This window comes from Sphingomonas sp. GW822-FHT03G08 (assembly GCF_058801135.1).
Window position 1 is genome coordinate 369110 of the sequence record NZ_JBXAMZ010000002.1, and the last position, 13172, is coordinate 382281.

General features: G+C 68.6%; 7 protein-coding genes. 6 read left to right on the plus strand and 1 reads right to left on the minus strand.

Annotation, left to right across the window (positions count from 1 at the left end; all coding sequences use genetic code 11):
- The first annotated feature begins 44 nt into the window (after positions 1-44).
- The 6 genes from AC1RJ5_RS19255 to AC1RJ5_RS19280 are packed head-to-tail and all read left to right on the plus strand — an operon-like array spanning position 45 to position 11805.
- A complete protein-coding gene (locus tag AC1RJ5_RS19255) occupies positions 45-3278 on the plus strand; it encodes a family 78 glycoside hydrolase catalytic domain (RefSeq protein WP_493115132.1) in 3234 nt (1077 codons plus the stop codon).
- The gene (locus AC1RJ5_RS19260; RefSeq protein ID WP_493115134.1) at positions 3275-4759 is read left to right on the plus strand and encodes a carboxylesterase/lipase family protein; all 1485 of its coding nucleotides are present in this window, start codon (positions 3275-3277) and stop codon (positions 4757-4759) included. Before AC1RJ5_RS19255 ends, AC1RJ5_RS19260 begins: the two co-directional genes overlap by 4 nt.
- The gene (locus AC1RJ5_RS19265) at positions 4756-5643 is read left to right on the plus strand and encodes an alpha/beta hydrolase (RefSeq protein WP_342249092.1); all 888 of its coding nucleotides are present in this window, start codon (positions 4756-4758) and stop codon (positions 5641-5643) included. Before AC1RJ5_RS19260 ends, AC1RJ5_RS19265 begins: the two co-directional genes overlap by 4 nt.
- Entirely contained in the window at positions 5640-7238 is a 1599-nt protein-coding gene (locus tag AC1RJ5_RS19270) for a tannase/feruloyl esterase family alpha/beta hydrolase (protein WP_493115137.1), read from the plus strand. Before AC1RJ5_RS19265 ends, AC1RJ5_RS19270 begins: the two co-directional genes overlap by 4 nt.
- Positions 7235-9253, plus strand: a complete 2019-nt coding sequence (locus tag AC1RJ5_RS19275; protein WP_446745947.1) for an AMP-binding protein — start codon at positions 7235-7237, stop codon at positions 9251-9253. The genes AC1RJ5_RS19270 and AC1RJ5_RS19275 overlap by 4 nt, the downstream gene beginning before the upstream one ends.
- Entirely contained in the window at positions 9253-11805 is a 2553-nt protein-coding gene (locus AC1RJ5_RS19280; protein ID WP_493115139.1) for a glycoside hydrolase family 3 C-terminal domain-containing protein, read from the plus strand. Before AC1RJ5_RS19275 ends, AC1RJ5_RS19280 begins: the two co-directional genes overlap by 1 nt.
- A 147-nt stretch (positions 11806-11952) precedes the next feature.
- Here the strand turns inward: AC1RJ5_RS19280 and AC1RJ5_RS19285 are convergent, their stop codons facing one another.
- Positions 11953-13167, minus strand: coding sequence for a Ca2+-dependent phosphoinositide-specific phospholipase C (locus AC1RJ5_RS19285; protein ID WP_493115141.1), 1215 nt, complete (start codon positions 13165-13167; stop codon positions 11953-11955).
- Positions 13168-13172: the final 5 nt, after the last annotated feature.

Below are 13172 nucleotides of genomic sequence, written 5' to 3' on the forward strand. Positions count from 1 at the left end.
GGGGACGTGAAGGCAGTGCGCGGTGGTGCCGCCGTCTCCTGCCGTTGCTGGCGGGACTGGTGCTCGCGATGCCGGCAACGGCGGGTCTCGGTCGCCAGGGCCCCGATCCGTGGAAGCTGAAAGTCGAATATACCGAGGCGCCGCTGGGGCTCGACTCACCGGCGCCACGGCTCGCCTGGCATTCGCCGGTGGCGCGCCAGACTGGCTATCGCATCCGGGTGGCAGCGTCTCCCGCCGCGTTGAAGACCGGCCCATATGTATGGGACAGCGGCAAGGTCGCTTCCGACGCCAATGTCCAGATCGCCTATGCCGGTCCGAGGCTCGAGGCGCGCCGGCGCTATTGGTGGCAGGTGCAGGCCTGGGACGGCAATGGCCGCGCGACGGAGTGGAGCACGCCCGGTTGGTGGGAGATGGGGCTGCTCGCCTCCGCAGACTGGAGTGCGCGCTGGATTTCCGGGCCCGATCGCCGCGACCATGACTGGCGCGACGTCACACTCGAAGCCGACCTGACGCTCACTGGCAGCGCCGTCGATGTGCTGTTCCGGGCGCTGCCGCACGGCAAGACCTTCGGTGATGCCTATGTCTGGACCTTGCGCGAGGGCAAGGACGGGCCCGAGCTGATCGAAAGCCTGCGTACCTATCCGGGCGGAACCAGCTCGGCCGTGAAGACCGTACAGCTGAAGCGCGTGCCGCTGGCGAAGCCGCTCAAGGGTGTGCGGCACCGGCTGCGCATTCAGGCGGTGGGTACGCGCATCGTCACCAGCCTGGACGGCGTGATCGCCGATACGCTCGAAGATGCGACGCATAGCCACGGCACAATCGGGTTCAGCGCAAAGGAAGCGCGGGCCGCCGTGATCCACGCCGTCGCGGTATCGGGAAGCGACAGTCCCGCGATCTCGACCGATTTCGCACGCAACGACAATCCCTTCACCGGCGGCAGCGTCTCGTCGCAGGGGCTGGTGGTTGCAAGCGGCGTCCCGAACATCGATCTGGTGCTGCCGATCGAAGCGCCGGCGCCGCTGGTACGCCATGCGTTCCGGCTCACGCCCGGCAAGAAGGCCATTCGGGCCCGGCTCTATTATTCCGCGGGCGGGATGCCCCGGATCACGCTGAACGGGGCCGCGGTGGGTTCGCCGCTGGGGGCCGGCTTTACGGCCTATGACAAGCGCGTGCTGGCATACACCGCCGACGTCACCAGCCTCCTGCGTGCCGGGCAGAATGTGATCGGGGCCGAGCTGGGCCGCGGATGGTACGGGCTCAGCGATCCCAACGAATGGTATTTCCACGCGGCACCCTGGCATGCGGAGCCCGCGCTCAAGGTTCAGCTCGAGATCGATTATGACGACGGCTCCCGCCAGACGGTCGCCAGCGGCCCCGGCTGGCAGACGCGCTCGGGGCCGACGCTGGGCGATTCGATCCATCGCGGCGAACGCTACGACGCACGGCTGTTGCCTGACGGCTGGGATCGCGCCGGCACCGGGCCGGGCTGGCAGGCCGCGCGCCTGGTCGCCGGACCCGCGGGCAAGCTGGTTGCCGCGAATTCCGAGCCGATCGCGCCGGTCGAGACGATCGCGCCGGTCACGGTCACGCAGCCGACGCCGGGCGTATGGGTTTATGACTTCGGGCGGATCGTCGCCGGCTGGCCGGTGCTCGAGGTGCGGGGCGCGCGGGGCGCAACCGTCTCGATGGTGGCGAGCGAGCGGCTCGGCGACGACGGGCAGGTGGTGCCTGCATCGGGGCTGATCGATGCCCAGCTGCAGACCGATCGTTATACGCTGGCGGGCAGGGGGCTTGAGCGTTGGGAGCCGAGTTTCGGCTATCGCGGCTTCCGGTACGTCCAGGTCGAGGGCTATCCGGGCACCCCGGGCGATGGCGCACTCCGTGTGCGCGTGGTGCATTCGAACGTCGCGCGGATCGGCAGCTTCGCCAGCGCCGACTCGTTGCTGGGCAAGATCGACGCCGCCGCCACCGCGACGATCCTCAACAATCTCCACGGTTTCCAGACCGACACGCCGACCTATGAGAAGAATGGCTGGACGGGCGACGCCCAGGCGTCGGCGGGAGCCGCGGCGCGCAGCCTCGACATCGCGCGCGTATGGACCAAATGGCTCGACGATTTCGGCGATGCCCAGTCGGACAAGGGCGAGATCCCCGAGATCGTGCCCGCCACGCCCTATTACGGCTATGAGGACACGCCGGGCTGGAACCTGATGTGGGGACCGACCACGCCCTGGGACGCAGCGGCGCTGATCCTCCCCTGGGAGCTCTACGTCACCGACGGCGACACGCGCATCCTGGCGCGCAGCCATGCGATGCAGCGGCGGCTGGTCGATTATACCGCGACCTTCATCCGGGCGCCTGATTTCTTCCGCGCCAAGGGGCTCAGCGAATGGCTGCCGCCGGGAAGCCTGGACTTCTTCAATTCGCGTGGCGGCGGCGTCGATGCGGTGACGACGGCCTATTTCTTCCATGAGGCCGACCTGCTCGCCAGGTCCTCTGCCGTGATCGGTGCCGAGGAGGATGCGGCCCGATATCGCGCGCTCGCCGACGCCATCCGGACGGCCTATAATGCCCGCTACTGGGATGCCGCGAACGGCTGGTACCGCACCATCGACGCCAAGGGCGTGGCGGGACCGCCGCTTCAGGTGCAGAATGTGCTCGCGCTAGCCTTCGGCATGGCGCCGGAGGGGCGTGCGCAGGGCGTCGCCGACACGATCGCGCGCGATGTCGAGAAACAGGGGCTGCGCACCGGTGTGTTCGGCACGCGTCACCTGCTCGATGTGCTGAGCGACCATGGCCATGCCGACCTTGCCTACAGGCTGGCGACGCGCACCGACGAGCCCGGCTGGGGTTGGTGGATCGTCAACGGCCACTCGACGATGTTCGAGAGCTGGAGCCTCGCCAGCCGCTCGCGCGACCATCATTATTTCGCGTCGATTGCCGATTGGATGCGCCAGCGGCTCGCGGGGCTGAGGCCGGGCGCGCCGGGCTACAAGACGGTGCTGGTGAAGCCTGCGATCCCCGCGGGGCTGGCGAGCGCCGAGGCAGTGATGGAGACCGTTCAGGGTCGCGCCGCGTCACGCTGGCGCGTGGAGGCGGGACGGCTGACGCTGACCGCCGAGGTCCCCGCCAATGCGCTTGGCGAGATCTGGGTGCCGCTCGGCTTCGGCGCGATCACGGCGCCAGCGGACGCCTCGCGGGTGCGCGATGAGGCCGGTCACGCGGTCTATCGCACCGGCGCCGGCAGCTTCGTATTTCAGACGGGAGGCAGGCGATGATCCGGATATTGGCCGCAGGCGCATTGCTGTTCGTTGCGATGCCCGCCGTGGCGCAGCAGGTGCGGACCGAGGCGGGGCCGGTGCGTGGCGTCAGCGCCGAGGGGATCATGGCGTTTCGCGGGATTCCCTATGCCGCGCCGCCGGTCGGCGACCTGCGCTGGCGACCGCCCGCGCCGACCGTGCCTTGGACCGCGCCGCGCGACGCGAGCCGGGCCGGAAATGATTGCATGCAGAATGCGATGCCCGGCGTCACGACGAGCGGCCAGCCGACGAGCGAGGACTGCCTGTTCCTCAACGTCTGGACGCCGAACGCCGCTGCCGGGGAGAAGCTGCCGGTAATGGTGTGGATCCATGGCGGCGGCTTCGTCAGCGGATCGGGTTCGCTTGCCGAGACCGATGGCGTGCGGCTGGCGGCGCGCGGCGTCGTGGTGGTGAGCTTCAACTACAGGCTCGGCCGTTTCGGCTTCTTCGCACACCCTGCGCTCACCGCTGAGGGCAGCGGTGGCAATTACGGCCTCATGGACCAGATCGCCGCGCTGACATGGGTGAAGCGCAACATTACGGGCTTTGGCGGTGATCCCGCGAAAGTCACGGTCTTCGGCGAATCCGCGGGCGGAGAATCGGTGCTGCGGCTGATGGCGTCCCCGGCGGCTCGCGGGCTGTTCGCCCGGGCGATCAGCGCCTCGGGTGGCGGGCGCGATCATTGGCCCGTCCCGTCCGAGGCGGAGGCCAAGGGCAGCGCCTTTGCGGCCGCAGCCGGCGCTGGCGATGCTGCGAGCCTGCGTGCGTTGCCCGCGCCGGCGGTGCTTGGCGGCATCAACATGCTCAACAAGGAGGATGCGCGCTATTCGGGGCCGATCACCGATGGTGATATCGTGCCCCAAGACGCCGCGCGCGTCTTCGCGGCGGGGCGCGAGGCCAGGGTGCCGCTGATCATCGGCAGCAATGACGACGAGCTGGGCTTTGTCCCCGTGGGATTGCTGCCGATGGTCAATGGTCCGGTGCTCGCGGCGTTGGGCAAGGGCGCCGATGCGGTCAAGGCGAGCTATGCCTCGCCCGAGAAGGCCACGCGCTATCTGGCCGGCGACGCGATGTTCACCGAGCCGGCACTCGCGATGGCGCGTTGGCACGCGGCGACGGGCGCGCCGACCTGGCTCTATCGCTTCGGCTATGTCGCCGAGGCCAAGCGCAAGGAAGGCATCGGCGCGGGCCATGCGACCGACGTGATCTTCCAGTTCGACAATCTCGCGAACGGCGATGCGAAGCCGAGCGCCGTCGATGCGGCGGTGGCGGCGCGGATCGCGGACTATTGGACCGGCTTCGCGGCTACCGGCGACCCTAACGGCAAGGGACTGCCGCGCTGGGATCGCCTGAACGGCACCGCGCCGCGCCTGCTCGCGATCGGCGCATCCGCAGCGATGGCGGAGGCCGGCAGCCCGTCGCTCGCCGCGATCGCCGCCGCACGGGAGGCAGGGCAATGACGATGGCAAAGAAGTTGCGATGGGGCGCCATGCTTGCCCTGCTGACAATGGGCTGCGCTCCGCATGTGCTGCCGCAGGATCCGGGTGCCCGGCGCATCTGGTCTGCACCGCCGCCGCAGGCGCCGTCCCGTCCCGAAGTGACCGAGACGCGTTTTCCGTTCGGCACGATCGTTCGCAATGTCAGCGATGCGACGCTCACCGTCTATCGCCCCGATCCGGCAATCGCGAACGGCACTGCCGTGATCGTCGCTCCGGGCGGCGGCTTCCACCTGCTTTCGATCGAGAACGAAGGCACCGCCGTGGCGAAGTGGCTCAATGGCATGGGCGTGACCGCCTTCGTGCTGCGCTACCGGTTGTTGCAGACCGGCGACGATTTCACCGGGCAGTTCATTCGGCGATTGACGCATCTGCCCGAGCTTGCCGACGCTGTCGCACCGCTGCGGCCGCTTGCGACGGCGGATGGCGAGCAGGCAGTGCGCTTCGTCCGCGCGCATGCCGGGCAATATGGCATCAAGCCGGATCGGATCGGGCTGATGGGCTTCTCCGCCGGCGGGGCGGTGACGGTATGGACGCTCGCTGCCGGCCACCGCGACAGCCGTCCCGATTTTGCCGCGGCGATCTACCCCGGACTGCTCCCCGATCCGATCGCGGTGCCGGCGCATGCGCCGCCGCTCTTCGTGCTCGTCGCCGATGACGACAAGCTCTCGCGGAACGACAGTGCCAGGCTAGATGCCGCCTGGCGCGCGGCGGGGGCCAGGTCGGAGCTCGTGACCTATCCCGATGGCGGCCATGGCTTCGGCATGGAGCACAAGGGCAAGTCTGTCGATCAATGGACCGCGCGGATGCGCGACTGGCTCGAATCGCTGGGGATGCTGCGCAAATGAAGTCGATCCACCTGCTCTCCGCCGGCGTGCTGGCGCTGGTCGTCACCGGTGCAGCCGAAGGCAGGAGACTGTCTCCGGCACCCGCCCGCTCGGGCGAGGGCTGCGCGGGGCTCGCCGGGCTGGCGCTGGGCAACGGCAGTGTCGTTTCCGCGACTCCCGTCGCCAAGGGGACGACGATCGATACCGAGCCCGGGAAGCCCGGGCTTCCCGCCGCGGCGCCCTTCTGCCGCGTGCAGGCGGTGCTCACGCCGGTTCCCGGTTCGTCGATCAAGGTGGAGGTGTGGCTGCCCGAGCTCGCGGCGTGGAACGGCAAGCTGCTCGGTGCGGGCAATGGCGGCTTTGGCGGCAGCCTGATGATCCCTTCGCTCACGATGCGCGGCGGCGTCGCACGCGGCTATGCCGCGGTCGGCACCGACATGGGGCATGTCGGCAGCGGCGACGTCGACGGAAAATGGGCCCTGAATGCTCCCGAGAAGATCCGCGATTTCGGCTGGCGCGCGAACCATCTGGGCGCCGAGGCGGCGAAGCGCGTGGTCGCGGCCTATTATCCCCGGCCGCTGGCGGCGAGCTATTTCCACGGTTGCTCCGATGGCGGCCGGGAAGCGCTGATGGAAGCGCAGCGCTTTCCGACGGATTATGACGCGATCGTCGCGGGTGCGCCGGCGATACCCTGGACGCGGATGACCAGCGCGTTCGCCGCCGACGCTCGCATCTCCTTCGCGCGGCCCGAAGCGGTGATCCCCAATGCCAAGCTCAAGCTGCTCCAGGACGCGGCGCTCGCGCAGTGCGACGCGAAGGACGGCGTGGCCGACGGGGTAATCGACGATCCGCGCACGTGCCGCTTCGATCCGGGTGTGCTCCTGTGCAAGGCCGGCGACGCGCCTAGCTGCCTCACCGCGCCGCAGGTTCAGACGGCGCGCGCGCTCTATCGCGGCGTGCGGACGGCGGACGGCAAGCCCTTCTATCCGGGGTATATGCCCGGTGCCGAGGCGGTGCCGGGCACCTGGGATCTGTGGCTTACCGGGCCGAACGCGCAGCACGGTCGTTTCTCGACCGACTTCATGCGCTACATGGTCCATTCGGATCCGTCCTGGGACCTGGCGCGCTTCGATCTGGCGCGCGATTATGCGCTGGCGAAGCGGCTTCAGGGCGCGAACCTCGACGCCGATAATCCCGATCTTCGGAGTTTCTTCGGCCGGGGCGGCAAGCTGCTGATGTATCACGGCTGGCAGGACGCGGCGATCGCGCCTGAGAACACTATCGACTATTTCACGCGGGTGCAGCGGACAAACCGGGCGGCCCGCGATTCCGCGCGGCTCTTCATGATGCCGGGCGTGTCGCACTGCCTCGCCGGGCCAGGCCCCAATGTGTTCGACGCGCTCGGAACGATCGATGCCTGGCACCAGGGCGGCGCAGCCCCCGAGCGGATCATGGCGACCAAGTTCGACAACGACCTGTTCGGCTATCTCGGCTTCCCGGCGAAGCCGGTTCGCACCCGCCCGCTATGCGCCTATCCCAAGGTCGCGCGCTGGAGCGGCACGGGATCCACCGACGACGCGGCCAACTTCACCTGCACGGCGCCGGGCAAGCCATGACCGCGCACGCGCTCAGCCACGTCACGGGGGCGGATGCGCCTCCGCTGCTCGACATCACCATCGGCGAGGCGCTGGTGCACGCCGCGGAGCGCTGGGGCGGTCGCGATGCGCTAGTGTCGGTCGCGCAGGGCGTTCGCTGGAGCTTCGCCGAGCTGCTTGCGCGCGCGGATTCGCTCGCGGCGGGGCTGCTCGCGCTGGGGCTCGAGCCGGGGGACCGGATCGGCATCTGGTCGCCCAATTGCGCCGAATGGGCGCTCACGCAGTTCGCCGCGGCGCGTGCGGGGCTTATCCTCGTGACGATCAACCCGGCCTATCAGCTTTCCGAAGCCGAATTCACGATCAACCTCGTCGGCCTCAAGGCGCTGGTGGCGGCCGAGCGCTTCAAGACCAGCGCCTATCTCGAGATGATCGAGGCGCTGGCACCGGAGCTCGCGGAGAGCGAGCCGGGCCGGCTGGTCGCGGCGCGGCTGCCGACGCTGCGGGCGGCGATCCGGATCGGCGGCGGTCCGCGCCCCGGCTGGCTGGCGTTCGACGAGATCGCGGCGATGCGCCCCGGTGCGCGGACCGAGCTCGATCGGCTGGCCGCCAGGCTCGATCCGGTCGATCCGATCAACATCCAGTTCACCAGCGGGACCACCGGCCTGCCCAAGGGCGCGACGCTCTCGCATCGCAACATCCTGAACAACGGCTATTTCGTCGGCCGCGGCATGGCGCTGGGCCCCGAAGACCGCATCTGCATCCCCGTGCCGCTCTACCATTGCTTCGGCATGGTTATGGGCAATCTGGCCAGCATCACGCACGGCGCGGCGATGATCTATCCCGCGGCGGCGTTCGATCCGGGCGCGGTGCTCGCAGCCGTCGAAGCCGAACGCTGCACTGCGCTGTACGGCGTGCCGACGATGTTCATCGCGGTGCTGGCGCATCCCGAATTCGCCCGCTTCGACCTCACTTCGCTGCGGACTGGATGCATGGCGGGCGCGGTGTGCCCCGAGCCGCTGATGCGCGACGTGATCGCGCGGCTGCACATGCGCGACGTGACGATCGGCTATGGGATGACTGAGACGAGCCCGGTGAGCTTCCAGACCGGGCTGGGTGACAGCCTCGATCGGCGCGTGGATTCGATCGGGCGCGTGCTGCCGCATCTCGAATGCAAGGTGATCGATGGCGAGGGCGCGACGCTTCCCGCGGGTCGGCCCGGCGAATTGTGCACACGCGGTTATTCGGTGATGCTCGGCTACTGGAACGATCGCGAGCGCACCGCCGATGCGATCGACGCAGACGGCTGGATGCACAGCGGCGATCTCGCGACCATCGACGCCGAGGGCTATGGCCGGATCGTCGGCCGCATCAAGGATGTCGTGATCCGCGGTGGCGAGAACATCTATCCGCGCGAGATAGAGGATTTCCTGCTCAGCCACCCCGCGATCGAGGACGTCGCGGTGGTCGGTGTGCCGGATGCGCGGATGGGCGAGGAGCTCTGCGCCTGGATCCGGTTGCGCCTCGGGGCAGCGGGCGACGAGGCGGCGGTCCGCGCCTTCTGCCAGGGACGCATCGCGCACTACAAGATTCCGCGCCACATCCGCTTCGTCGATGCCTTTCCGACGACGGTCACGGGCAAGATCCAGAAGTTTCTGATCCGCGAGGCGATGGTCGCCGAACTGGGTCTTGAAAACGTCGCCGCCGGCTTCCGGCGAATCCCAGGAGATACGATGATGATTATGTTGCTGGCTCTCGCCGCGGCCGCGCTGCCGCAGACTGCGCCCCAGGCCGCGCCTGCTGCGAGCCCGGTGCCGGCCGCCGCGCCGAAATATTCCCTCGACACGCCGATCGAGACGCTCGCCGCCAACGAAGCGGCGAAGGCCGTTCTCAATGCCGATCTGCCCGGGCTGCTCGAGATTCCGCAATATGAGATGATCAAGGGCCTTAGCCTCACGCAGCTCCAGCCATATTCGGGCGGCAAGCTCACCGACGAGCTGCTCGCAAAGACCGCCGCCGATCTCGCGAAGATCCCCTGATGCGCGGCCTGAGTATCGCGTTTGTGATGACGCTGTCGGTTCCTTCCGCCGCCGGGCTCGCGCCCGCGTCGGCGCAGGACGCGGAAGCGCCGGTGTATCGCCGCCTATCCGCGCCGCTGGACGCGCGCGTCGACGATCTGATCGCGCGGATGACGCTCGACGAGAAGATCGCGCTGCTGGCCGGCGCTTCCTCGATGACGACGAACGGCATGCCGCGCCTCGGTGTGCCCGGGATCAAGATGACCGACGGGCCGACCGGCGTGCGGTCGCCCGAGGGCAAGCCCGCGACCGTGTTCCCGGTCGGTGCCGCGATCGCCGCGACCTGGAATCCGGCGCTTGCCGCGCACGTCGGCGGCGCGATCGCCGAGGAGGCCCGTGCCGACGGTGCTTCGGTGCTGCTCGCCCCGACGGTCAACATCGTGCGCACGCCGCGCTGGGGCCGCAATTTCGAGACCTATTCCGAGGACCCCTATCTCACGGCACAGATCGCGCTCGGCTATGTCGGTGGCGTCCAGCGCGAAGGTATCGGGGTGTCGCTCAAGCATTTCGTCGCGAACAACCAGGAAACCAATCGCTTCTTCGTCGATGCCCGGGTTTCGGAGCGCGCGTTGCGCGAGCTCTATTTCCCGGCCTTCGAAGCGGTGGTGAAGCAGGCCAATCCCTGGTCGGTGATGGCGTCATACAACAAGGTCAACGGCACCTATGTGTCGCAGAACCGCCTGCTGCTCACTGACGTACTCAAGAAGGACTGGGGCTTCCCCGGCGCGGTCGTCTCCGATTGGGGCGCAACGCACTCGACGGCGCCGGCCGCCAATGCCGGGCTCGATCTCGAAATGCCGGGCCCGCCCGCGCAGTTCGGCGCGAAGCTGCGCAAGGCGGTCGATGCGGGCGAAGTGAAGCTTGCGCAGATCGACGACAACGCCCGGCGCGTGCTGCGGATGATCCTGCGCAGCGGCGTGCTGGATCGCGCACCCTCGGCGCCGGCTCCGGCCCGCAATCATGCCGATGTCGCGCGCGCTGCTGCGGAGGAAGCGATCGTCCTGCTCAAGAACCAGGCCGTGTTGCCGCTCGGCTCCGACATCCGCACGCTTGCGGTGATCGGTCCCAATGCCGCTTCCGCGCGGATGCAGGGTGGCGGGAGCTCCGAAGTCGTGCCGTTCGACGCCATCGCGTCGCCGCTCGCGGCGCTGCGCGCGGCCTATCCGGGCGTACGGATTACTTATGCTCAGGGCGTCGACAATGAGGAAACGCCTCCCGCGGCCGATGCTGCGCTGTTCAGCCCCGATGCCGGCCATGCCGATTCCGGGCTGCAGGCCAGCTATTTCGCTGCAGCCGACTTCGCGGGAGAGCCGGTGCGCAGCGCCCGCGAGACCCGCTTCATCAAGCGGATCAGCGGCAATGTCGCGAGCGCCAGCGTCATCGGCTACGCCGCGCTCCGCTGGGAGGGCTGGCTGTGGCCGCGCCGCAGCGGACGCCACGAGCTCAGCATCCGCGGCACGGGCTCCGCGACGCTAATTCTCGACGGCAAGACTATCCTCGACAAGAGCGTGAAGGGCGTGCCGGACGCGCGCGACGTGATCGGCTTCCCGGTGCTCCGCCGCACCGTTGCGCTCGATCTGGAGGCCGGGCGCGGCTATCGCATCCGCCTCGACTATGCGACCGGCCAGACGCCCTATGAGGCGCTCGCCTTCGGGCTCCGCGAGCCTTCGCCTTCGCTCGACGAAGCCGTGGCCGCAGCGCGCGCCGCCGACGCCGCGATCGTGCTAGTCGGTTCCTCCTCGACGACCGAGGGCGAAGGCTATGACCGCCCGACGCTTGCGCTCCCGGGCGAGCAGGACAAGCTGGTCGCCGCCGTCGCCGCGGCGAACCCGCGCACGGTAGTGGTGGTCAACAGCGGCGCCGCCGTGACGATGCCGTGGCGCGACCAGGTGCCCGCGATCCTCCAGCTCTGGTTCCCCGGCCAGGAAGGCGCGCAGGCGCTGGCCGCTATCCTTGCCGGCCGGGTCAATCCCTCGGGCAAGCTCCCGGTGAGCTTTCCCGCTTCGGATGCCGATGACCGCGCCGATCTCTCCAAGATCAGCAGCGACTATTCCGAAGACCTGCTCGTCGGATACCGCAAATTCGACACGGCGGGCACCGCGCCGCTGTTCGCGTTCGGGCACGGACTTTCCTATTCGCGCTTCGGCTATTCGGCGCTCAAGGCACCGCGTCGGCTGAGGGGCGGTGCGCCGCTCAAGGTCCAGCTCACGCTACGCAATCAGGCCGGCCCCGGAGGCAAGGAAGTCGTCCAGCTCTATGTTGCGCCCGCCGAGCGGGGCGAGGGCGAGCCGGTGCGGCAATTGCGTGCCTTCGCGAAAGTCGCGCTCGCGCCGGGCGAGAGCCGCAGGGTCTCGCTGACGATAGATCCGCGCGCCTTCGCGACATGGGACGAAGCCGAGCACCGCTGGCGGGTGCGCCCGGGTGCCTATGCTCTCCAGGTTGGTGGCGGTTCCGACGACATCCGGCTGCGCGGCGAGGTGATGGTTGCGGGCGGGGACGCGTTCGTGCCCTGAAGCGCGATGGCTCCAGGGCACGAACGCTTCGACCAGGCGAAGGCGGAGACATCGGCCACACTCGGGATTGTGGATGCCAGTGTTTCCAACGCACCGGGTAGGAAACACTGGCCGCCGCGGGATCACTCTCTCCCGTGGTGTAACTCGTCAGCGCCCGAGCCGGCAGGCCTTAGGGGCGTTGACCGGGTTGCAGCGCGCTTCGCCACCACCGGGCAGTCGCACGACATAGCTGGTGCCATACGCGTTGCCCGGCTTGTAGAAGTCGGTCGAGACGATCTGCGCGCCGCTTGCAAAGGCCTGGTTGGCGCGGGTCGGGTCGTTCACCTTCGCCTCATAGGTTTCGATGTCGGCACGGGCGCGGACCAGATAGCCCTGCTTCACGCGCTCGGGAATCTCCCTGGCGCGGACATTGGCATTGTCGAGCAGCAGGAAAGCGGCATAGCTCTGCCCCGGCGTGGCGCGCAGGAAGGCCGCGCGGCCCTCCAGATTCTCATGCCCGGCATGATAGGCGGCCAGCGCCTGGGGATCCATCGCGGTCAGCAGCAGGAAGACGAACTTGCCGCGCGACTTCGCAAGCGTCGGCCAGTTGTGCGCGAGCACGCCGGCCTCGAGCGTGGGATAGGTGCCGCGGACCTGGTCCGGCGTCACCAGCTTGTCGCGGCCAATCTCGCGGAAGATCGACTGGTCCATCTCGTCGAACGCGGCACGATCAAAGGCGAGGGGCGGGGACGAGTTCGGGAACACCGGCAGCGCATCGCTCTTCGCTTCGACCAGGATGAAGATGGGAGCGTGATCCGGATGCGCATCGGACCAGGCGCGAAGCTGCTTCAGGCAGCGCGTGAACAGGTTGCAGCTCGATCGCACGTCGAGATCGGCGACGTGGAACACCTTGAGGCCGGGCTTCTCCATGTCGGTGGCGTCATAGGGCAGCATCTGGCTGTCGCTGACGCCCTTGGCACGCAACGCGGCTAGACCTGCCGGATGGGCGTAGCGCCCGCCCTGGGGATCGTTGTTGATGTCGATCTCGAGGCTGCGCATCCCGGCGTCCAGCTGGTCGGTCAGGCTGGTGTAGCGATAGCTCAAGCCTTCGCTCATGCTGGTGAAGTTGGGATGATATTCCTGCCAGTCGGCCTTCATCTTTTCGGGCATGGCCTTGGTGAAGGCGGCCAGCTTCGGGCCGAGCGTGGCATCGACCATCGCCAGCAGCTGCGGGTCGACGCCCTGCGAATAGCTGTTGTGGGTGCCGATCACCTGGATCTCGTTGAGCCGCACCTCGTCGGTGCGGGGCGCTTCCTGGGCAATGGCGATCGCGGCGGCGGTGCAGGTGGCGATCAGGCCGAGGCCGATGGCGAGCTTCTTCATGTCGT